Here is a 23,716-nt window from a genome sequence, read left to right as displayed (position 1 = left end):
GAAAAGGGGTGCCGGAACAACCGGTACCCCTTCCTTTTTTATAAGAATCACTATTCGATTACTTGTTTAATTTCCAAGTGAAACCATCCTTGGTGTCTTTCACTTCAAATCCCAAAGCAGCCAGGTTGTCACGAATCTTATCGCTTGTAGCCCAGTCTTTGTTGGCCTTAGCCTGCATACGCTGTTCCAACAGCATGTCAACCACCTTTCCGTAAGCTTCTTCACGTGCTGCATTGTTTTCAGCTTCCGCTTTCAGACCAAGAATATCGAACACGAACAGATGGAACACACTCTTCAGTTCTTCCAGATCTTCGGCGCTGATGGTAGCCTTCTTGTCAATTACCGTATTAATCATACGGGTTGCATCAAACAGATGAGAAATAACAATCGGTGTATTCAAATCGTCGTTCATAGCCTCGTAGCATTTCTCACGCAGGCCTTTCGGTTCGATGCCTGAAGTAGCTTTCGCCGGAGTGATGCGATCCAGATTCTTCACACCTTCCAACAGACGTTCCAAGCCCTTTTCAGCAGCCTGCAGCGCTTCGTTACTGAAGTCCACTGTACTACGATAGTGTGCCTGAAGGATAAAGAAACGGATGGTCATCGGTGAATAAGCCTGTGTCAGCAACTTGTTAGAGCCTGTAAAGAACTCATCCAGGGTGATAAAGTTACCCAATGACTTACCCATCTTCTGTCCGTTGATAGTAATCATGTTATTGTGCATCCAGTAACGTACCATCTGATGACCTTCTGAAGCCACAGCCTGTGCAATTTCACATTCATGATGCGGGAACACCAGGTCCATTCCTCCTCCGTGAATATCAAAAGTTTCACCTAAATATTTGCGTCCCATAGCGGTACACTCGCAATGCCAGCCCGGAAAGCCGTTACTCCATGGTGACGGCCAGCGCATGATGTGTTCTGGCTGCGCACATTTCCACAAAGCAAAGTCGGCCGGATTGTGCTTTTCATCCTGTCCGTCGAGTTCACGGGTCGTATTCAGCACATCATCCAGGTTACGTCCTGACAACACACCATAGTGATGATCTTTGTTGTACTTCGCTACATCGAAATACACAGAACCCTTGCTTTCGTATGCATATCCGTTTTTCAGAATCTCTTCCACCAGCTTAATCTGCTCGATGATGTGTCCGGATGCATGCGGTTCGATGCTGGGCGGCAACACGTTCAATGCTTCCATTGCCTTGTGGTAACGCAACAGATAATACTGCACCACTTCCATCGGCTCCAGCTGTTCCAGACGTGCTTTCTTGGCAATCTTGTCTTCACCATCGTCTGCATCATGCTCCAGATGGCCCACATCAGTAATGTTACGTACATAACGTACCTTGTAGCCCAAATGAGTCAGGTAGCGGAACACAATATCAAACGTAATGGCAGGACGCGCATGTCCCAGATGTCCGTCACCGTATACGGTAGGACCACACACATACATGCCCACATGAGGAGCATGCAAAGGCACGAACAGTTCCTTCTTGCGGGTCAGTGTATTGTAAATAAAAAGTTGATTATTCTCCATAATTCAATGAGTTAGGATGCAAAGTTATAAATTAAAAAGAGAAAAGCGTGATTTCCACTAAAAAATCACGCTTTTTCTCTTTTGAAAACTCCTCAAATTATTTTGTCAGAATAATACCTCCCTCCGGCTGAATTACGACTTTCACCTCTGCCGGATTCTTGATTTTCAGTTCCTCCAGCTGCAGCTGACGTTTCTTGTCGTCCAGATAATAGGAAACCGTTTCGCCTTTCTCCCACATCGGCAGGTTCAGGCTTAGTTTCAATGGTTCTTTCTGCGCATTTACACCCACTACATACCAGCGGTCGCCATGGCGACGGGCCAGCACACAGTATTTGCCCGGATAACCATCAAGGAACACCGTTTCATCCCACGTAGTAGGTACCTGCTTCATAAAATCGATAGCCAGTGCCGGTGCATCTGTCAGGTTGTTCGGAGCCAGCGCAAAGTTCTGAATCGGGTTCTGATATAGCACTGCCGTAGCCAGCTGGAATACGTCCGTCGTCTTGCGGATGGTACCTCCGTCATTCGTACGGTTGTGACGCTTGTTCAGCAGTGTACCGCCAAATTCCATACAACCGATGGTATTGCGGATAAACGGATGCAGGCAGGCATTGTAAGCCTCCATGTCATCGAAGTGCTGGTTGAATATCAGGTTCTCAGAAGCAAGTACCGCCTCACTACCCACATAGTTCGGATACATGCGTTCCCAACCGCGAGGAATCGTACAGCCATGGAAGATTATCATCAGGCCGTATTCGTTGGCATCGGTCAGGATGTCTTCGTACAAGCCCATCATCTGCTGCTTGTCACTGCCAAAGAAATCCACCTTCAGTCCCTTCACACCGCACTTCTGCAACCATTTCATCTCTTTCTTGCGGGCTACCGAGTTGCTCATGCACTGCTTGGCATCCTGCGGAGCGTCGTTCCAGTAACCGTTGGAGTTGTACCACACGAATACATCCACGTTCTTCTGGTGAGCGTACTTGAACAGCTCTTCCATGCGGTCGCGACCGATGTTCTTTTCCCAGCCTCCGTCAATCAGCGTATATTCATAACCCATTTCACTGGCCAGGTCAATGAAACGAATCTGGTCATCGTAGTTGATGCTAGGGTCCTGCCACATAATCCAGCTCCAGGTAGAACGGCCGAACTTGTATTCCTGTGATGGCTCATACAGCGGTTCCACCACATCAAACGGGACGGTAGTCTCCACTATCGGCTTCAGTCCGCTGCCCACCGTAATCGTACGCCACGGAGTAACACCCGGAAGGGCCAGTCCCGGAGTAGAAGAACCCAGACCGTTCATCTCGCCCGGATTCGGGAAAGCAATGCTGTAAAGGCCGTCTTTGGTCGCATCGCTCAGGTGGGAAGCACAATACAGGCTGCGCACACCTGTCTCCGATACCAGCGCCCAGTTGTCGCCCACATGGAACAGAGCCGGGAAAGTATAGCCTTCACCGTATTTGGAAGGGGTAGCCACCGGTTCATCCGGCACATATTCCTCTTCGTAGCTCGGTTTGGTACGCATCCAACCAATCATCGGGTCACTCTGCGGAGAAAGGAACGTGGTAGTGGCAGAAGGAAAGTCAAAACCGGTCGCTTCCTTTTCAATGACCATACAGGCCGTTTCGCCATACTGGGGCATCTCGTAGCGGAAGGCAATGTCGTTATTACTCAACTGGAACACGATGTCCAGTTTCTTCTTCTCCGCATTTTCAAGGGTTACAGTCAGCTTGTTGGCAGAATAATTCACCGTAGAACACTTGATACGGTCCTGCGTGTACGTCTTTTCCACCTTGTCCGCCTGCTGGCCGACAAAACTCATCTGACGGCTGAAGTCACCGATATTGGATACAAAGCCGAGAGGAGAGTTCTCCAGCACGGTCTTTCCATCGTAGGTCACCGAATAGACAGGCTTGCCGTCCTGCAACTGAAAATCGAGTTTCAAACGAGAATCAGGGCCGGTAACTGCTGCCTGCTGGGCAAATGCCTGAGAGGCCAATAATGCCAATGTGCCAAAAAGTACTTGTTTTTTCATAGGTATTTTTCCAGATAATTACTAATCAGAACAAAAATAGGAATTAAGTGTGAATATTACAATTTTTTCTATATATTTGCGAAATCACTTTATAACTATATAACTAAAAACCCATGAACAAACACTTAACCTTTCTTTCTGCACTTGCACTAACGGCAGGACTCAGCTTGCAAGCACAGAATGTCAACCAAATGATTATCCAAGCCAACAAAATTGGAGCAGAGATTCAACCGACCATGTACGGTCACTTCTTTGAAGACATTAACTATGGAGCAGACGGGGGACTCTATGCAGAATTAATCAAAAACCGTTCATTTGAATTTCCACAGAGTTTTATGGGATGGAACATCTTTGGAAACGTAACTCTGCAAAACGATGGCCCGTTTGAACGTAATCCACATTACGTACGACTTGGAGCTCCCAGCCACGCACACAAACGTACAGGTATTGAAAATGAAGGATTCTTCGGCATCGGAATTAAAGCCAATGAAAAATATCGTTTTACTGTATGGGCAAGAGGAGAAAACCAGAAAATACGAGTAGAACTTATCGACAATGATTCCATGGATGAGACTCAGGTCATCACCGCACAATCTTTAGATATCAACTCCAAAGAATGGAAAAAATATGAGCTGATACTGACTCCTACAAAAACAGAAGCAAAAGCTCACCTGAGAATCTTCTTACAATCAGCAGGAACTGTAGACTTAGAACATGTATCCTTATTCCCAGTCGATACATGGAAGGGACGTGAAAACGGATTAAGAAAAGACCTTGTACAAGCATTAGCCGATACTAAACCGGGCATATTCCGCTTCCCTGGAGGATGTATCGTGGAAGGTACAGAAATAAGCGACCGTTACAACTGGAAAAATTCAGTAGGACCGGTAGAAAACCGTCCGCTGAACAGCAACAGATGGCATTATACCTTCCCACACCGTTTCTACCCTGACTATTTCCAGACGTATGGAATGGGATTCTATGAACTATTCCTTCTCTCAGAGGATATGGGAGCAGAGCCACTGCCAATCCTGAACTGCGGACTTGCTTGCCAGTATCAGAACGATGACCCGAAAGCACATGTTCAGCTATGCGACCTCGACAGCTACATCCAGGATGCACTCGACCTGATTGAATTTGCCAATGGAGGTACTGATACCAAATGGGGAAAACTCCGTGCCGATATGGGACATCCGGCTCCTTTCAACATGAAATTCATTGGAATCGGAAACGAACAATGGGGACCTGAATATCCAGAACGTTTGAAACTGTTTGTGGAAGTACTCCGTAAAGCACATCCTGAAATCAAGATTATCGGTTCATCTGGTCCGAACTCTGAAGGAAAAGATTTTGATTACTTGTGGCCGGAAATGAAAAAGCTGAAAGTAGACCTGGTAGACGAACACTTCTATCGTCCGGAAGACTGGTTCCTGAAATCAGGAAACCGTTACGACAATTACGACCGTAAAGGTCCGAAAGTATTTGCCGGAGAATATGCCTGCCACGGAAAAGGAAAGAAATGGAATCACTTCCACGCTTCTTTGCTTGAAGCAGCGTTCCTGACTGGAGTAGAAAGAAACGCAGATGTAGTACACATGGCTACTTATGCTCCGTTGCTGGCTCACGTAGAAGGCTGGCAGTGGCGTCCAGACTTAATATGGTTTGACAACCTCCGTTCTGTACGCACCTGTAGCTGGTATGTTCAGTCGCTCTATGGTCACAATGCAGGAACAAATGTAGTCCCTCTGACTATGGATAAAAAACCGGTAAGTGGTCAGGAAGGTCAGAATGGACTTTTCGCCAGTGCCGTATGGGACGAAAACACACAGACCTACATTGTAAAAGTAGCGAACGTGTCTGAAAAAGCACAACCCATCAGTCTGGAATTTAAAGGACTGAAGAAGTCGGTAACTTTAGGAGATGGAAAATGCATCACACTGCATACAGAAATTCCGGATGCCGAAAATACACTCGACAACCCGAATCTTATTACTCCTAAAGAAAGCAACATCTCAATTGAAGGAAATACGCTCAATACCCAAATAGGTGCCATGACATTTGCTGTCTACAAGTTTAAAAAAGAAAGCAAATAATTCATCGGCTTTTATTGCTAAAAAGGTGCGCCCGGAATTATCCAGACGCACCTTTTTTTACTCTACTAATAATACATGCACAATCTATATCCCAGATAAAACAAACAAGCACATGCTATACATAGCATAGCCAGTGTAACCGTCAATGCCTTCTGGCGCTCCCTAACACTTAATTCCATACAAAGTTCTGATTAATTCTGTAACAAAGAACAAAAAAACATATTACAGAACCATGTAAAACACATGACTTTTAGATGAATGTACTTTAGAGAACGATTCTTATTGCCACTGTAATTTTATTAATAAGTCTTTCAAATACGGCCAAAATTTCAAATTATGTTATAAAACACATGTAAACACACACAAAACTTGCATAACTCCAGAAAGTCCGTACCTTTGCATCGTGTTTTTCATAGTATTAGATTTAAGGTTAACAAAAGGTTGGAGTTCAGCGGAACTCCTTTTTTTATGTCCCTATCTGAACAAAAAAATTCCGGGCCTGAAAACAAGTCTTTTCAAGCCCGGAATTTTCATTTAACGCTTTATTATTTACATCGGTACAATCGTGAATCCCCATTGATACTCCTTATTGGCAGGAATCAGATATTGAGGATCTGGCACGGCACCCCAGCTATCAAATCCTCCTACACCCATCTGTCGCATATCCAAGCACACTTCCACGAAATCACGAGGAGTAATATCATTGATATGTGTATGACGAGGCTTGATATTCTTAGCGGTACTTACATCATGTTTCAATTCTTCTGCATCACGATTACCCCACTGATAGTCACGATGGGTAGCTTCTTCTCCATCAAAATCTTCTATCGAATTACGGAGTGAATTAAATTCCAATGTACCATCCGCATACACAGCCAGTCCTTTGCCGTTTTTCTTTTTCAGCATCAACCAACGTGTATCGGTATGATGTCCGTTTTCTTGTGGACGTACATAAGGGAAATACATTTGTTCTGCTGTCGCCTGATATTCACCTACCAATGTACCATTATTCCGGTCGCAATAATTCTCTTCCGGTCCGCGACCAAAATAAGTTACCTGTTCCATTTCGGCAGGCAAACGGAAACGGACACCAATACGCGGTACTACCAGTTTGGAACTTTCCTTGCGGATTGCTTCGTTTCCAGGAGTGAACGTGGCCATCAATGTAGCTTCCGAAGCTTCTGTCTTCGCAGCTTCCATTTCCGTAGAGGTAAATGTATAATTTGCTTTCACTACTCCTGAAGGATGAATGCGATAGGTAGCAATATACAAATTACCTGCAGCCAACAGATAGCTGACCTTCAATACCGCATCTTTTCCATCCATAGCCAATGAAGCATCTACCACATTAAAATTCTTGCTGGACTGCTTCCAGATTTGCAGACGTTTAGGCATCTGGCTTCCATAGTCATTGTCATTCGGGGCACGCCAGAAGTTAGGCTGTATACCAAATCCCTCATGGAAATATTCTGTTCCCTTCACTTTGTAAGAAGTTACCAGACCAGTCGACTTGTCAAATACAAAAGCTACACGCGAAGACTGCACACTCAACAAGTTGCCATTTTCACTGCACTGCAAAGCAGGACCCTGTACCGAGAATGAACGTGAAGCAGGGGCTATCGGCAAGCGGAACTGTTCGTGCGCTATCTCATATCCTTTCGGTACAAGCGGTTCAGATTCTAACGTAGTTACTGAAAAGTTCACAAAATATTCCGTACCCACTTTAGCTTTCAATCCACTAACATTCACCGCCAACTCTTTCTTTTCCTGAGGAGCTATATCCAGTGAAACTTTTCCACGACGTACCACCTTATCATTTTCCTTCACTTCATACGAAATCATATATTTCTTCAGGTTCGTGAAATAAAAACGGTTCAGTACATTAAACTTACCGTTTGCCAGGTCTGTAGCTTCAAAAGCTACATTCTGGTGCGCATATTTCACTTCGCTCATGGCCGGATGAGGATTGCGGTCCGGGTTCACGATACCATTACAGCAGAAGTTACCGTCACTCGGCATGTTGGTTCCGAAATCACCTCCGTATGCCCAATATTCTCTTCCATTTTCATCCTTCACTAAAATACCCTGGTCTACCCAGTCCCAGATATATCCTCCCTGCAAATTAGGATACTGATAGATAGCCTTCCACTGGTCCCACAAGCCTCCGGTAGAGTTGCCCATGGCATGTGCATATTCTGAAGGCACTACCGGACGGTCACTTCCCAACCGACCTATTGATTCCAGCCAGGATGCGCTGGGATATTGCGGCACGTACATGTCAGAGTTCCATTCCCACTGAGCACGTTCATAATTTACCGGACGGTCCATCAGTCCCTTGTCGGCCTGTTTTACCCACAAATAAGCCTCATAAAAGTTGTAACCGTTTCCAGCCTCATTACCTAACGACCAGAATGTAACCGAAGGATAGTTCTTATTCCGTTCAAACATATTCTCCACACGGTAAAGATGCGGCTTCAACCATTCCGGATTATTTCCCAAGGTTCCACCCTTACGCAAATCATAATACATTCCATGACTTTCAATGTTCGCCTCATCGTACACGTAAATACCATATTCATCACAGAGTTCATAGAAACGGCGGTCTTGCGGATAATGACACAAACGTACCGTATTGATATTGTTCCGTTTCATCAGCTCCAAGTCCTTACGCATCAGGGCCTCATCTACATAATGCCCTGTTAACGGATTATGTTCGTGAATATTTACACCCTTCAGTTTTAAAGGCTGCCCATTGATAAACAACACATGGTAATTCTTTCCATTAGTACCTTTCTGATCAATTTCTTTGATTTCAATGCGCCGGAATCCTACATGGTAAGGAATCACTTCGGTCACTTTTCCTTTTTCCTTTACAGTCATCAATAGTTTATACAAGTTAGGTGCTTCCGAAGTCCAGGTTTTTACTTCAGGCAGTTCCTTGCTGAACGATACGGTACCTTCTTTACCAGCAAGTACGTCTACGGTTTCTTCACCATTGGCTACTACCTTTCCGTTATTATCGAGTAATTCATATCTAATACTCAACCCAGCCGTATTGGTACGATGATTCTTCAGCTCCATATCCAAACGGAAAATACCGTTACGGTACGAATCATCCAAAGTAGACACAATCCGGAAATCCTGTACTGAAGCTTTCGGCTGCGAATAAAGGAATACGTCACGTTCTATACCGCTGATACGCCAGAAATCCTGACATTCCAGATAAGAACCCGTGCTCCAACGGAAGATTTTTAAAGTCAGCACATTATTGCCTTCCTTCAAATAATCATTTATCAGATATTCAGCCGGATTCTTGGAGTCTTCATTATAACCCACTTCTTTTCCGTTCAAATACACATAGCATCCTGATTTTGCTCCGGCAATATGGAGGTAAATATCACGGCCTTTCCATTCTGAAGGCACGGTAATATCACGCCGGTACACTCCCACTGGATTCTTCTCCGGCAACAAGGGAGGCTGAGGGTTACGAGGCTGAAATTCATATCCGTGATTCGTATAAATAGCCGTACCGAATCCTTGCACTTCCCAGTTTCCCGGCACCTTAATATCGTGCCACCCCTCTGTACTCACTTCCGGAGAGGTAATGTCTGCAGGAAGATTCAGGTACGAATCTGTATAATAAAATTTCCACGTACCATTCAACAACTCATAATAAGGGCTGTTTTCGTATTTTCCAGTCAGGGCCTGAGTCTTGTCGGCATAAGTCATAAAAGCCGACCTCGGTGCCTCCCGGTTTACTGATACAGTCTGAATATCCTTCCAATAAGGCAAGGATACATTTTCTGCATACAACTGCTGAGGAGTCCCACTAATCGTCAGCACTCCCGTCAATGAACAGCAAATAGTTTTGATTGCTTTAGTAAGAGTCTTTTCCATCTGTCCTTTTTAAGGTTAATTATTTCCGGTGCGCAAGTTAGGAAGAAATTTTCATATTTCTTCCTAACTCCTTTATGAATTTTATTTTCTTAAAAAAGAAAGCCCGCCACCAAGCCACAGGCTCGATGACGGGTTCCCAATATATAGTCAGACTTACATTTTATTTTAATACCATACTACCGGCTCATCTCCCATCAGGAACTTCAATTCGCCGCCTTTCATAATATCGGCGTATTCAATCCAGGGTTTCTTATATTCAGTTCCATTAAGGACAATACCTTGTATGTAATTGTTCTGTTGGCCTTTGTTTTCACGTTCTATAACGAATTTGCCAGCAGGAACGGTTATCTCTACCTTATCAAAGTTCGGATAACCAAATACAAACTTGCCACCGGCAGGTTCTACCTGATAGAATCCGAAAGAAGAAAGGATATACCAAGCCGACATCTGTCCTACATCCTCATTACCTGACAAACCATCCGGCTGGTCTGTATACATTGTATGCAGAATCTCCTTGATTCTATCGGCTGTCTTCCAAGGCTGCCCTACAAGTGTGTACAGGTAAACTGTATGATGACTCGGTTCATTACCATGCGCATACTGCCCAATCAATCCGCTAATATCCGGAGAAGAAGCTTCTCCCATATCACCGTTTGCCAGGAATAAAGAATCCAGTTTGTTCACAAACGCTTCTTTACTGCCGAAACATTCCACCAATCCTTCTACATCGTGAGGTACCAGCCATGTGTACTGCCATGCATTTCCTTCACAATAGTCGTCTTCTCTGTGAGAAGATGCATAAGGACTAAACGGAGTACGCCAGGAACCGTCGAGCATCTTTCCTCTCATGAAGCCCGTAGAAGCATCAAAATAATTCTTGTATGATTTGCTACGTTTCAGGAAATATTCATAATCTTCCTGCTTGCCAAGTTTCTGAGCGGCCTGTGCCACGGCCCAGTCTGCAATAGCATATTCCATATCGTACGCAATAGCTTCCGTCATCTTGTCTGCCGGAATGAATCCGTATTCAATGCGATGTTCCATTCCACGTTCAGGCAACATAGAAGACTCTTTCAGTGCCTTGAAGGCCAATTCTGTATCAAATCCTTTGATGTCCTTCAAAATGGCATCTGCCACCACCGGTACACCCGGATTACCTACCATACAGTTGGTTTCACACCCCATCAGATGCCATACCGGAAGCTTTCCTTGCTGCTGATGGATGTGAAGCATGGTATTGATAATGTCACTCATCTTTTCAGGATGCAGAATTGTCATCAACGGCTGTGCAGCACGATAGGTATCCCACAGTGAGAATGTAGTGTAATTTACAAAACCTTCTCCTTTGTGCATCTGTTTATCGACTCCATAATAATCACCGTTCACATCACAAAATTCAGACGGAGCAAACAAGGTGTGATACAGACTTGTATAGAAAATCTTCTTTGAAGCCTCATCTGTGGTATACACTTTTACCTTATTCAATTCCTTATTCCAAGCAGCCTTAGCATCTGCAATCGTCTTCTCAAAGTCCCAACCACTCAGCTCTGTCTGCATATTCAGTTGTGCACCTTCTTCTGAAGTAGGAGACAATGCCACCTTCATATACACCGGTTCTTGGTTTCCCGCAGCAAAGTTGACTCTGGCAAACAGTTGTGCACCTTTTGCCATGTTACCTTCCTTCACAGAGTCGTTGACAATAAATTCTACGTTATCAAACTTACGTGAGAATTCTGCACGGAAAAATACACGCTGGTCGTCAGCCCATCCCTTTGAATAGCGATAACCGCTCACGGTGCTGTCGTTTACCACCCGTATCACGGCTTCTGTGGTTTTATCCCAGCAGCCACCGTTTACCATATCAAATACAATGGCCGGACTTTCATTTCCCAGGAAGGTATATTTATGAAAACCGACACGCTTAGTAGCTGTCAATTCTACATCCACATTGTATCTTGACAGGTGAGTACGATAGTAACCCGGAGTCACAACTTCTTTCGAGCGGTCTGAGTAAGACCATAATCCCGTTTCATACGATGAAGCATCCCCTCTTGAATAAGTCACTTCTCCTACTACCGGCATTACATTGATGTCATGCAAGTCGCCTATACCGGTTCCACTCAAATGTGTATGTGGAAATCCTATCACCGTAGAGTCTGATACATGATACCCCGATACCCAGTCCCATGACTGAGGAATGCTTGTCGGACCCAGCTGAATAAATCCGTAAGGCACATTGGCACCATAAAACACATGTCCATGTCCGCCAGTACCAATACGAGGGTCTACAAACTGCGTCAAATCTTCCATCTCCTGCCCTTTCTGGCTACTTCCACAAGAAGCCAGACACAAGGACAAAACCGGAACAAACAATAATGATTTCTTATTCATGGTTTTAAATTTAATATATGAAGGTTCTTATTTCTCATCCACTGAAAACGAGTAAGGAGCATCTTCTGCAGCTATACCTCTGTTTTCGTTCGGCAAGTTACTCATTTCTATTTGTATTTTCGCTCCATTCATCAAATCTTCATGTGAAAAATAGTTATGAGTATAAGATTTTCCATTCAATTTCATCTCTTTGATGTACAAATTCTCCTCACTGTTCAACGGAGCTTCAATCGTTACGTCCTTTCCATTTTCCAGATGAATAGTCGCTTTCTTAAACAAAGGAGCACCTACCACATATTCATTGCTTCCCGGACATACCGGATAAAATCCCAATGCTGTAAATACATACCATGCAGAAGTCTGTCCATTGTCCTCGTCACCACAATATCCATCCGGAGTCGGTGTGTACATCTTGTTCATCACCTGGCGCAACCAGTACTGTGCTTTCCACGGCTGTTTGGCATAATTGTACAGATAAATCATGTGCTGGATAGGCTGGTTTCCATGTGCATAGTTACCCATGTTCATCACAGTCATCTCACGAATCTCATGAATTACAAAACCATAATAGCTGTCATCAAATACAGGCGGTACAGAGAAGACAGAATCAAGCATAGACACAAAAGCCTTGTCTCCTCCCATCAAGTCAATCAGTCCCTGAGGGTCATGGAATACCGACCAGGTATAATGCCAGCTGTTTCCTTCAGTGAATGCATCCCCCCATTTCAACGGAGAGAAAGGCTTCATAAATTCACCGTTCTCCTTCTTGCCTCTCATCAGTTTGGTTTCCGAATCAAACAGATTCTTATAGTTCATGGCACGTTCTGCAAAAAGCTTGATTTCCTTTTTCGGGCGCTTCAGCTCTTTAGCAAGTTTATAGATGCACCAGTCATCATACGCATATTCCAGTGTACGGGCTGCATTCTCGTGTATCTTCACATCACAAGGCACGTAACCTAATTTATTATAATATTCATATCCCAGACGTCCCGTAGAAGATACTTCCGGATGCACGTTCTTTGTTCCATGAAGCAATCCTTCATACAATGTCTTCAGGTCGTCCACTTTCACCCCTTTCATATAAGCATCAACTAACACGGAAGCAGAATTGTTGCCCACCATACATCCGCGATGTCCGGGGCTGGCCCATTCAGGGAAGAATCCACTTTCTTTGTAAGTGTTGACAAGACCTTCCTGTATCTCTTTATTAACTGACGGATAAGCTAAATTCAACAAGGGGAAAAGACATCTGAATGTATCCCAAAAACCCGTATCCGTGTACATATATCCCGGAAGTACCTGTCCGTTATAAGGACTGTAATGCACTACCTGTCCGTTGGCATCTATCTCATAGAACTTACGAGGGAACAACAGCGAACGGTACAAGCAAGAATAGAACATACGATACTGGTCAAGGTTACCGCCTTCAACCTCTATTCTGCCCAACGCTTCATTCCAGGCTGTCTTACCTTTTTCTACCAACACATCAAAACTGTCATTGCCCAACTCCTTCAGATTTTCTAAAGCCTGTGCCTGACTGATGAAAGAAGAAGCCACTCTGGCGTGTACCTTTTCACCTTTTCGAGTAGCGAAACCGATAATAGCTCCTGCATGATTTGCCTCCTGTTCAGCTTTACCCACAGAGATACAGCTGTCGGTCACCGTAGCCTTATATGTAAAAGGCTTGTCAAATTCAATTACAAAATAGTTCTTGAAGTTATCAGGCACACCACCGCTGTTTTTGGTAGAATAACCGATAATACGGTTATTTGCCGCATCAATCTTCACATAAGAACCCTTGTCAAACGCATCAATCACTACGTAAGAATGCTCATTTTCAGGGAAAGTAAAGCGGAAAAGGGCAGCCCGTTCAGTCGGAACCAGTTCTGTCACTACATCATGTTCTGCCAGATACACCTTATAATAATATGCCTTTGCTTCTTCACCTTTATGTGAGAACCAGCTGGCACGTTTATTTTCATCAAACACCGGCTCTCCTACCACCGGCATAATAGAAAACTGACCGTAGTCATTAATCCACGGGCTGGGCTGATGGGTCTGCTTAAATCCTCTAATTTTAGTCGCAGTATACATATACTGCCATCCGTCTCCCATCTTCCCGGTCTGAGGTGTCCAGAAGTTCATACCCCACGGACGTGCAATAGCCGGATACGTATTTCCGGAAGAAAACTCATAAGTAGACTGAGTACCAATCAGCGGATTTACATAATCTGCATAATTGGTGGCCTTACCGTGAAGGGCAAAGCACATTATCATAATTAACAATGCTAATTTCTTCATCATAAATTCCTAGTTTAAGATTTTCAATTAATACCATATATGTCCAGACTCATTACACATCTCCAGTTCCAATGTTGCACCCGACAGAATCTGCTCATGCGTAATAAAACTCTGATGATAGTCCTTACCGTTCAATTTCACAGCACGTATGTACCTATTTTCCTTATCAAGATTCTTTGCAACCACAGTAAATACTTTACCATTTGCCAGCTGCAATTCAACCTTTTCAAATTTCGGTTTTCCAATTTCATATTCACCTGAAACAGGATTTACAGGATAAAAGCCCATGGCACTGAACACATACCATGCCGACATCTGTCCGCAATCCTCATTTCCACACAAACCAGCCGGGGTATTCAGATACAGTTCATCCATAATCTGCGACACATATTGCTGCGTTTTCCAAGGCTGATTTACCTTATTATACAGATAGGCTACATGATGGCTCGGCTCATTTCCGTGTGCATACTGTCCAATCATACCCGTACTGAAAATAGGCAACTCGTGGTCATCCGTCGGGTGATATGTAAACATGCTGTCAAGCTTCTCTCTAAAACGCTCCTTTCCTCCCACCAGGCTCATAAGACCATCCACATCATGCTGTACAGACCAGAAATAATGCCATGCATTGCTTTCACAAATATGTGGCGTATATTCCTCAGCATGGAAGTCCTTGATAAAATTACCTTTATCATCTTTAGGCTGCATAAAAGAGGTAGCCGGATTATACACATTACGGTAATTCTGCGAACGGGCATAGAAAGTATCCGCAATGTCCTTCCGTCCCATCTTGGCAGCCATTTCAGCGATACAGAAATCATCGAACGCATATTCCAATGTTCTTGACAATGACCAGTTTTCAGAATTATATTCGTCTGTGACATTGTAAGGGATGTATCCCTTTTGCTTATAAAAGCCAATACCTCTGTACTCATCAATATTCGCCGTAGCGACACAAGCTTCCAATGCCTTTTCAGCATCAAAATCACCGATACCCTTCAAATACGCATCCACAATCACTGGTACTGCGTGGTAACCAATCATCATGTCCGTTTCACTTCCATAGAAATTCCATACCGGCAAACGGCCGTTCTGCTCATAGAATGCCAAGAATGACTTAATCATATCATTAGTCCGTTCTGGCTGCGTATAAGTAAACAGCGGATGTGATGCACGGAACGTATCCCAAAGAGAGAATGTACTGTAATTGGTCCAGTTCTCTGCCTGATGTATCTTCTGATCTGGTCCGTAATATTGTCCGTCTACATCCGAATAAATAGTAGGGGCAAGCATACTGTGATAAAGTGCAGTATAGAACATGGTCTTGTCATCTTTATCCTCCGACTCTACCTTTATCTTTGATAATTCCTTATTCCATGTTTCCTTAGCCAGCAACCGGTACTTTTCAAAGTCATTTTCCGGAATTTCTGCCTGCAGATTCTTGGCGGCACCTTCCATACTTACTCCCGAAATGGCAGTGGAAACAATTATCTGCTCATCCTTTTTCGTCGAGAAATCAAACCGGGCAATGTATGCAGTACCCATAGGAAGATTGTCCTTCAAAATAGGAGTCGTATCCATTTGTACATTCTCAAAAGGAACAGAGAAACGGGTCTGGAAGAACACCTTCTGCTTTCTGGCCCAACCATCCGAAAAACGGTATCCACGGATAGTCACAGAATCTACAACTTCCACATAGCTGTCCTGAGTAGCATCCCAGTTCATTGCCTTTTTCAGGTTCAGGATAATGGCCGACTTTGCTTCCGGGAAAGTATAGCGTTGAATTCCACAACGCTCCGTTGCCGTCAGTTCCACATTGATTCCATAATCATCCAAAAAGACCTGATAATAGCCCGCTGATGCACTTTCCTTCTCATGTGAAAACTTGGAATGTACCCCTAAAGGAGCTTCTGCCTCTACGTATGGCAGGGTCACTGGCATAAAAGAAATATCGTACAAATCGCCTGCTCCTGTTCCTGAAAGATGCGTATGACTAAATCCGGCAATGGTACTGTCCGGATAATAATAACCAGCGATTCTGTCCCATCCCGGAAGTCCGTTGTCCGGACTTAATTGGACCATGCCAAAAGGTACTTGTGCACCCGGATAAGTATTTCCGGTAAAGTCCGTTCCAATGAAAGGATTCACATACTGTGTCAAATCTTCTTCCACAGGAGTAACAGGAGTAGAACAAGCCCATGTTAGACCAGCCAAACCAATAAAAGCCCAAAGTGAATTTTTCATGTTATTATAATAGCTAAAAGATACTGCAACCCCGCAGTGACTAAAGTTAAGAAAAATAATGATTAAAAAAGCCGTTTTAGCCATATTAATGTATATCAAACCAATACCAACAGGCTAAAACGGCTTTCTTTATTCATTTATTAAAGGTAATTATCTGAAGTTGTTCGGCGTATGCCATTTGCCGCTGTCATCCATCGTGTCAGCTACATCCCACCAAACTCTTGTACCTTGAGTATAATCTGGCTTCAACGGATTACGTGACTCACTATTTGGATAACTAATACGCTTAATCAGTTTCGTATTTTCTACTTCACCGTTAGAGTTATTACCATAACGCGGCAACAGCAAATAGCGAGGATAATCAGTACGACGTACCTCTGCCCAACCTTCATTACCATTAGGATATACAGCTAACCACTTCTGTGTAATAATCTGTTCAAGCTGTTCTTCGTCAGAACCGCTAGTGAAAGCTTTCATACCAGCCAAGTGATTAATGTAATTATCAATCTTCTGCTGACCTTCGGCATCTGCATCAATTTCATAATAGTTCATTGAAGCACGAATACCCTCTTCATAATATTTCTTGGCGTCAGTTTTAGGCAGTCCAGCCCAGCCACGCAAAGCAGCTTCAGCCTTCAGGAAGAGGCTTTCAGAATAGCCCATCCATACAATTTCACGAGCTAAGTTCCACCATACCTTACGGTTCATAACATCTGTACGCTGATCTACACGCATCGGAGAATAAACTGTAGTATATTTAGAACCAACCTCTGTTACTCCATTACGGTAACCACCGAATTCTTTATCTGATTCATGAATACCATCTTTCGCATTCAAATCATCCAAAGATGTAGGACGGAACCATAACACTTCACAACGGGGGTCAAGATAACAATTTGCTTCTTTTTCATTAAACTTCTGGTTATCCAGGCCCACTACTGTACCTTCTTCAGCACCTTGTGACACCTTAGCCACAAAACCATCAGCCGATGAGTCAATGCCATCCTTTAACGCCTGGTTCTTGTATGCCCACTCCATTTCCTTAGGCAAAACTACACTGGCACCCCAACCGTACATCAAGGCAAAAATATTCTCATTACCGCCGGTTACAAACTGACGTTTAGGAATCAGTTTCATATTGTCTTCCTGTCCCTGCATCAAGCCAGCAGGATCTGTCAATGCCTTCTCACCCTGTTCCTTAGCCAACGCTGGATTTACATTTGACACACGCAAGGCAAGACGCAGACGTAGTGTATTCGCAAAACGAAGCCATTTATTTACATCACCTTTGTACACACGGTCATCCGTATCACTGAACTTATACTGAGCACCAGCTGGAGGATTATGCAAACCTGTGATAGCCTGATCAAGTATCTGGAATATTAAACCATATACTTCCTCTTGTGAACTGTATTCCACATTTTCTTCAGGAGGAATCATACCTTTTACATAATACTTAATTGGAATATCTCCATAAGTATCAGTCTGAGCAGACATCAAGAAAGCATAGTAGATACGTGTAATGTGGAATACATTGTGATAATATTCTCTATTACAGAACCAAAAAGTCTTAATCAACTGGCTATATTCTGAGATGGTACGGTCATCATAGAAATGACGCCAACGAGATGCTGACCAAGCATCGTTATACGCATAAGCCGGAGCATTATTCAAAAAACCGTTTGATCCACTATAAGCTGCATACACATCATGTGTCAGGTTAGTAGCAGTCTGATAATCATTGTATAACCCTTCATACATGAAGTTAAAGAAAGTTGCACCTACCGCACTTTCTGTAGCTTGTAAACTCTTTAACGCATTTTCCGACAAAGTATAGTCGATATCAATGCCGTCAGCCGTACCTCCTATCACTGTAGGATCATAAACCGGAGCATACGGATTGGTATTCATTTCTTCAAAGTCATGACAGCCTGTAAGTGCTAACAACGAACACAAGGCGACAGATTTATATATATTGAATTTCATAACTCTATACTATTTTTTAAGATTAAAAACCTAAACTAACAGACAAACCAAAGGTACGAGTATAAGGCAGAGCCGCATAATCAATAGCCTGTGAGAACATAGTTGTATCGTAACCACCTTCAGGACTTGTACCCGGTGTATGCTTCAACAGATAACACAAGTTACGTGCTACAAATGAAACGTTCAGTGAAGTCAACGGGGTCTTTTTCAGCATCTTTGACGGGAACGAATAACCCAATGACAATTCTTTCAACTTAATAAATGAAGCATCATACAGGAAGTCTTCAGCCAACAACGCACCATAGTACTGGCTAGCTGTAATCTTCGTGGTATTAGGCTGACCATTTTCAGTCACACCAGGGAATACCATCATATAATTATCAGCTTCTCCACGATTTTCCGTACGCTTAGCCAAACCTCTACCGGTAGACATCATTTCTGAGTAAGAGAAGATATCACCACCGAATTTCATATCAAACATAGCAGAAAGAGTTACACCTTTATAAGTGAAAGTAGGTGATACAGACATGGTCAGGTCAGGCTGAATGTTACCAATCGGGTTAGCTACATATTCAGCTTCATCAGTCACAGTCATCGGCATGCCGTCGGCACCGATTATAATATCACCGTTATCATTGCGTTTGTACAAGGTAGTTGCATAAATCTCACCCAGTTTTTCACCTGCACGAGCACCAACCTTAACAGGGAAGTTGCCATCACCGTTAAAGAACATATAGTTCACATTAGATTCAGGAGCCAGTTCTTTAACAGTAGAAACATTGTGCGCCATGTTCACATTCAAATCAAATGTGAAGTCCTTAGTATCTACAATGGTAGAATACAACATCAATTCAACACCCTGGTTCGAAATCAAACCGGCATTAACCCACTGTCCACCACTCCAAGGAGCTGCAGCAGGCACCTTCATAATCTGGTTCTTAGTCTTGCTGTAATAATAAGTAAAGTCAAACCCGAAACGATTATCAAAGAACTTCATATCCAAACCAGCTTCGTATGAAGTAGCAATTTCCGGCTTCAAATTATCGTTCAACTTCACATTACTCTTATCAGGAGTCAAGATGCCATTATCAAACTTATAAGCATAAGTATTGTACAACTGATACGGTTCTGTATCCTTACCTACCTGTGCAGCAGACAGACGCAACTTAGCAAAAGTTACCCATGAAGGTAAAGATTTGTCGATAGACTTCATGAAATCAGAAATAACAAAACTCAAGTTAGCAGAAGGATAGAAGAATGAATTATTCTGCTTAGGCAATGTAGATGACCAGTCATTACGAGCAGTAAGGTCTAATGACAAATATTCCTTCCATGCCATCTGCACAGAACCAAATACAGAATTCATGGCACGTTCCTTACCTGTTTCAGCAGCTGTACGCAACAGGTTAGCCGCATTGAACATCCATTCACCCTTAGTCAACATATTACCTACACCGGCACTCAAAGACTCGAACTTCTGATACATGAAGTTAGAACCCAGCGTAAAGCCAAGGCGGAAGTTTTCAGTCAACTGACGGTCACCCATCAAAATAAATTCAGCATTTGATTCGAAGAAGTTTTCTTCGCCACGATCCATCTTGTCATCAGTGATAGCACTAGGAACCGTTTCATTATTATACGCATCACCTGCATTGGTATTCTGAACACGCGTACGGTAATAATCGAAGGCATACTTAGCAGATAAATGCAACCAGTCAGTAAAGTTAATCTTAGTGCTATAATAACCAAATGCACGCCAGCGTTCGTCAGAATTATGACGCTGATGCAATACATAATATGGGTTACGGATTTCAGCACTCGGTCCATACCAGTTCACATGTACGGCATCTTCAGTTGAATACTGTTTCAAATCATCCAAACGTACATTGTGAGGAATACCCATCAACTGGTTGATAGCACCGTATGTACCATATTCAGGCCGATCCTCTGCTTTGGTACGTGACAATGAAATCTTTCCGTCGATTGACATCCATTTATTCAATTCTGTACCAGCATTCAGGTCGATATTTATACGATTCAACTTTTCATTCGGGAACACACCCTTGTTATCCGATGCACCGAACGAAGCACGGAAATGTGATGTTTCAGTACCGTTGCTGATAGACACATTGTGATTCTGTGAGAAACCAGTATCAAAATAATCCTTCAACTTATTGCCATATTTTGAATAAGCATATGTCTCACCATTCCAAGCTTCAAATGGGCTTCCATCCAATACGGGTCCCCAGCTACCTGATGTTTCTTTGGTATAGCTAGCACCACCATTGGCACCAATCTGTCCCTGGCCATAACGTTCCTGCTGCTCTAATGTTTCGGCTACGCTACTCCATGTAAAGTTACCAGTATAGCGGATACCAAAACCATCTTTCTTGGAACCTTTCTTCGTTGTAACCAAAATTACACCGTTACCAGCACGTGAACCATACAATGCTGCGGCATTCGGGCCTTTCAAAACTGAAATACTCTCAATGTCATCCGGATTGATGTCTAACGAAGCACCACCACGGTCTACACCACCATAGAAAGAAGCATCAGAAGTACTGTTATCACTGAACGGCACTCCATCCACAATCCACAACGGTTGGTTATTGTCGCTCAATGAAGAGTTACCACGAATAGTAATCTTGGTAGAACCTCCCAAACCGGTAGATGAAGTATTCATTGACAAACCGGCTACCTTACCCTGCAAAGCACTGGTCACAGAAGGGTCACCTGTCTTGTTCAACTCATCACTCTTCAATTCCTGCACAGCGTATCCCAGCATTTTTTTCTCACGCTTGATACCCAAAGCAGTAACGACAACCTCGTCCAATACCTCAGTATCTTCATGCATGGTCAAGTCAATCACTTCTTTGCCTTCTACCTTCATCTCTACACTCTTATAGCCGATATAAGAGAACTGAAGCACTGCATTTCCAGGTACACTCAAAGAATAATTTCCATCATAATCGGTAATGCTACCATTGGTAGTTCCTTTTTCCATAATAGTCACACCAATCAATGGTTCACCTGTCGCATCTACTATACGTCCGGTAATCGTCTTCTTTGCAGCATTCTGTGCAGGCGACTTCTTTACTGTGGAATTATCCATAGACAGATAAACGACTTTATCGTCTATTTTATAAGAAATATTTTTTCCACTCAAAGCCTTACTCAATACTTCCTGCAAAGAAGAATCAGTTACATTCAAAGATTCAAGTTGAACAGAAGCAAGCTTATCGTCATAAAAGAACTGATAATCCGACTGCGCCTGAATTTCTTTAATCACACTTCCCAAACTGGGATTAGACAGTGAAAGATTAAACTGCGCCGAAACCCACTGAAACGGAGCTGCCGACAAGCCTAGAAAAACCAATGTCCTGAGATACTTTCCCGAACATAAGGATTGCATTTTCCCTTCTAAAAATAAATTCTTTTTAAGGTTAAACATAATCTTGTTATTTTAAATTATTACTACAATTTCCGATAGTACATATATAACAGCCATCTTATATAAAACACTTACTCAAATTCATTATTTTTTTCAGGGAACAAAAAAAATCGGCAAACACCTCATAAAAGCGTGTTTGCCGAATCGGATTTTACTCCACAGGTTCAATCAAAACCTTATCACTCTCTATCTTATATTTTATCGGTATACTATTTTGCAAAGTTTTTATTACATCTTCAAGCTCTTGCTTTTTCTCTATCATGCCCGAATAAGTATGTTCCAGGTCAATATCCTTACGAACCTCTATCTTAACATGATATAAATCCTCCAGCACTTTTGCAATATCCTGAATTGTCGCATTCTGGAATGGCACCATGTTGTTTCGCCAGATTCCATCCATAATTGAATTGGTTTCTTTCACCACCATCTTATGGTTATTCTTTTCTACAATGGCTTTCTGACCTGGAAGCAAAACGATTTTTGAATCATCATTAGCAGATTCCACAAGCACTTCTCCTTCAATAAGCGACGTTTCGGCTACGGTATCCCTAGCATAACTCTTCATATTAAAAATCGTACCATGCACTACCACCGTCATCAGCTTACTCTCTACCGTGAACTTATGTTTGCCTGTCTGACGGGCTACTTGAAAATAAGCTTCCCCATCCAGTCTGACTTTCCGGTTGTCTTTCGTAAAAGTTTTCGGATATTCAAACACACTCCCTTTATTCAACCAGACTTTTGTTCCATCCGCCAGTTCAATCTTTCTTATCTTACTGTCCGCGTAAACTTTTATCATGTCCTCGCTTGTCAGCCCTTTAAAGGACAGCCACCCTATAAGCACCAGAACCAGCACGGCCGCCGCATATCGAGTCCACAAAAAGAGGTGCTTCATCTGTTTTTTCTCCTTCTTTTCCGAAACCACAGACATCTCAACAGGCTGTACAACCGATTTCAGTCGTTGCATGGCTGCGTTTATTTTATCTTCTTCGTCGTATTTCCACTTTCCCAGATGATACAACTCCTCTATGGAAAACAAATACTTTTTGTTTTCAGGCGAAGCACTGATATACTCATTCAATGCCTTCATGTCTTCAGTAGTCGCAGTTCCCTGAAGATACCTCCATATAATATCATCACTAATTTTATTCATACACACCTAAAAAAACAAATTAATAATAAAAGCAAATGACTGAGCTTTACACGCAGTATCTTCAAAGCCTTATACATATGGGCTTCTACTGTTCTCAGGGAAATACCAAGTATGTCGGCAATTTCTTTATTCTTCATATCGTAGAGATAGCTCATCTTAAACACTTTCCGGCTCTGGTCTGGCAAGTCGTTTATGGCAGACAGAATTTCCTTCTTCAACTCCATATTCTCCAACCGTGCCATTACCTCAGAATTTTCATAATTATAATAGGCAATCTTCTGGGCAAAAAATTCTTTTTCTTCCGACGTATAACCATCCACCACCGATTTATGCTTCAGAAAATTAATAGATCTTGTATAAACAGCCCGATATAGAAAAGCTTTAATATGATTATCAAAATCAATCTTGCTTTTGTTATTCCACAACTCAACAAATACATCTTGAACAATATCTTCCGCATCATCCTCACCTACCAGACGGGCTGCATAAAACAACAACGCAGAATAATGTTGTTTAAACAAGTCATAATATATTGTTTCAAAATTGTTTACAGACATAAGTGATCAGATTTGGTATTTATCACAAAGATAAATTTTAAAATCGATTTCAACAACTTTTATAT

The 23,716-nt window shown here is 42.8% G+C and carries 11 protein-coding genes; 1 reads left to right on the top strand and 10 read right to left on the bottom strand.

What is annotated here, in order from left to right; genetic code table 11:
* Positions 1-58: 58 nt before the first annotated feature.
* Complete coding sequence (gene cysS / locus WKT20_RS04210) at positions 59-1,540, bottom strand: cysteine--tRNA ligase (RefSeq protein WP_117671089.1); 1,482 nt, start codon at positions 1,538-1,540, stop codon at positions 59-61.
* A gap of 97 nt (positions 1,541-1,637) precedes the next feature.
* Positions 1,638-3,578, bottom strand: coding sequence for a glycoside hydrolase family 97 protein (locus WKT20_RS04205; protein WP_340416885.1), 1,941 nt, complete (start codon positions 3,576-3,578; stop codon positions 1,638-1,640).
* Positions 3,579-3,691: 113 nt separating this feature from the next.
* Here WKT20_RS04205 and WKT20_RS04200 point away from each other — a divergent pair, with 113 nt between their 5' ends.
* Positions 3,692-5,671 (top strand): alpha-L-arabinofuranosidase C-terminal domain-containing protein, encoded by a 1,980-nt coding sequence (locus WKT20_RS04200; protein ID WP_340416884.1) that lies wholly within the window; start codon positions 3,692-3,694, stop codon positions 5,669-5,671.
* Positions 5,672-6,220: 549 nt separating this feature from the next.
* Here WKT20_RS04200 and WKT20_RS04195 read toward each other — a convergent pair.
* The 8 genes from WKT20_RS04195 to WKT20_RS04160 form a co-directional block, all read right to left on the bottom strand.
* Positions 6,221-9,568 carry a glycoside hydrolase family 2 TIM barrel-domain containing protein gene (locus tag WKT20_RS04195; RefSeq protein WP_340416883.1) on the bottom strand — a complete coding sequence of 1,116 codons (3,348 nt, stop codon included), beginning with the start codon at positions 9,566-9,568 and terminating at the stop codon, positions 6,221-6,223.
* A gap of 165 nt (positions 9,569-9,733) precedes the next feature.
* Positions 9,734-11,959: a GH92 family glycosyl hydrolase gene (locus tag WKT20_RS04190; protein WP_340416882.1), complete on the bottom strand. Its 2,226-nt coding sequence runs from the start codon at positions 11,957-11,959 to the stop codon at positions 9,734-9,736.
* A 27-nt stretch (positions 11,960-11,986) separates the two neighbouring features.
* Positions 11,987-14,260 (bottom strand): GH92 family glycosyl hydrolase, encoded by a 2,274-nt coding sequence (locus WKT20_RS04185; protein WP_340416896.1) that lies wholly within the window; start codon positions 14,258-14,260, stop codon positions 11,987-11,989.
* A 27-nt stretch (positions 14,261-14,287) separates the two neighbouring features.
* Positions 14,288-16,504 (bottom strand): GH92 family glycosyl hydrolase, encoded by a 2,217-nt coding sequence (locus WKT20_RS04180; protein WP_445323261.1) that lies wholly within the window; start codon positions 16,502-16,504, stop codon positions 14,288-14,290.
* Positions 16,505-16,654: 150 nt separating this feature from the next.
* Positions 16,655-18,490 carry a SusD/RagB family nutrient-binding outer membrane lipoprotein gene (locus WKT20_RS04175; protein WP_118166218.1) on the bottom strand — a complete coding sequence of 612 codons (1,836 nt, stop codon included), beginning with the start codon at positions 18,488-18,490 and terminating at the stop codon, positions 16,655-16,657.
* A 22-nt stretch (positions 18,491-18,512) separates the two neighbouring features.
* On the bottom strand, positions 18,513-21,902 hold the full coding sequence (locus tag WKT20_RS04170) for a SusC/RagA family TonB-linked outer membrane protein (RefSeq protein WP_340416895.1): 3,390 nt from the start codon (positions 21,900-21,902) through the stop codon (positions 18,513-18,515).
* Between the two features lie 190 nt (positions 21,903-22,092).
* Entirely contained in the window at positions 22,093-23,094 is a 1,002-nt protein-coding gene (locus WKT20_RS04165) for a FecR family protein (RefSeq protein WP_302462121.1), read from the bottom strand.
* Entirely contained in the window at positions 23,091-23,651 is a 561-nt protein-coding gene (locus WKT20_RS04160) for an RNA polymerase sigma-70 factor (protein WP_340416880.1), read from the bottom strand. Before WKT20_RS04160 ends, WKT20_RS04165 begins: the two co-directional genes overlap by 4 nt.
* Between the last annotated feature and the right edge of the window lie 65 nt (positions 23,652-23,716).

Source organism: Phocaeicola sp. ICN-14070, from assembly GCF_037892625.1.
GTDB lineage: Bacteria > Bacteroidota > Bacteroidia > Bacteroidales > Bacteroidaceae > Phocaeicola > Phocaeicola plebeius.
This window is presented reverse-complemented; position numbering and strand designations above follow the sequence as displayed.

Excerpts from the sequence above, each read along its gene's own strand:
- cysS (WP_117671089.1), bottom strand. The coding sequence starts at position 1,540 with ATGGAGAATAATCAACTTTTTATTTACAATACACTGACCCGCAAGAAG.
- WKT20_RS04205 (WP_340416885.1), bottom strand. The coding sequence starts at position 3,578 with ATGAAAAAACAAGTACTTTTTGGCACATTGGCATTATTGGCCTCTCAG.
- WKT20_RS04200 (WP_340416884.1), top strand. The coding sequence starts at position 3,692 with ATGAACAAACACTTAACCTTTCTTTCTGCACTTGCACTAACGGCAGGA.
- WKT20_RS04195 (WP_340416883.1), bottom strand. The coding sequence starts at position 9,568 with ATGGAAAAGACTCTTACTAAAGCAATCAAAACTATTTGCTGTTCATTG.
- WKT20_RS04190 (WP_340416882.1), bottom strand. The coding sequence starts at position 11,959 with ATGAATAAGAAATCATTATTGTTTGTTCCGGTTTTGTCCTTGTGTCTG.
- WKT20_RS04185 (WP_340416896.1), bottom strand. The coding sequence starts at position 14,260 with ATGAAGAAATTAGCATTGTTAATTATGATAATGTGCTTTGCCCTTCAC.
- WKT20_RS04180 (WP_445323261.1), bottom strand. The coding sequence starts at position 16,504 with ATGAAAAATTCACTTTGGGCTTTTATTGGTTTGGCTGGTCTAACATGG.
- WKT20_RS04175 (WP_118166218.1), bottom strand. The coding sequence starts at position 18,490 with ATGAAATTCAATATATATAAATCTGTCGCCTTGTGTTCGTTGTTAGCA.
- WKT20_RS04170 (WP_340416895.1), bottom strand. The coding sequence starts at position 21,902 with ATGCAATCCTTATGTTCGGGAAAGTATCTCAGGACATTGGTTTTTCTA.
- WKT20_RS04165 (WP_302462121.1), bottom strand. The coding sequence starts at position 23,094 with ATGAATAAAATTAGTGATGATATTATATGGAGGTATCTTCAGGGAACT.
- WKT20_RS04160 (WP_340416880.1), bottom strand. The coding sequence starts at position 23,651 with ATGTCTGTAAACAATTTTGAAACAATATATTATGACTTGTTTAAACAA.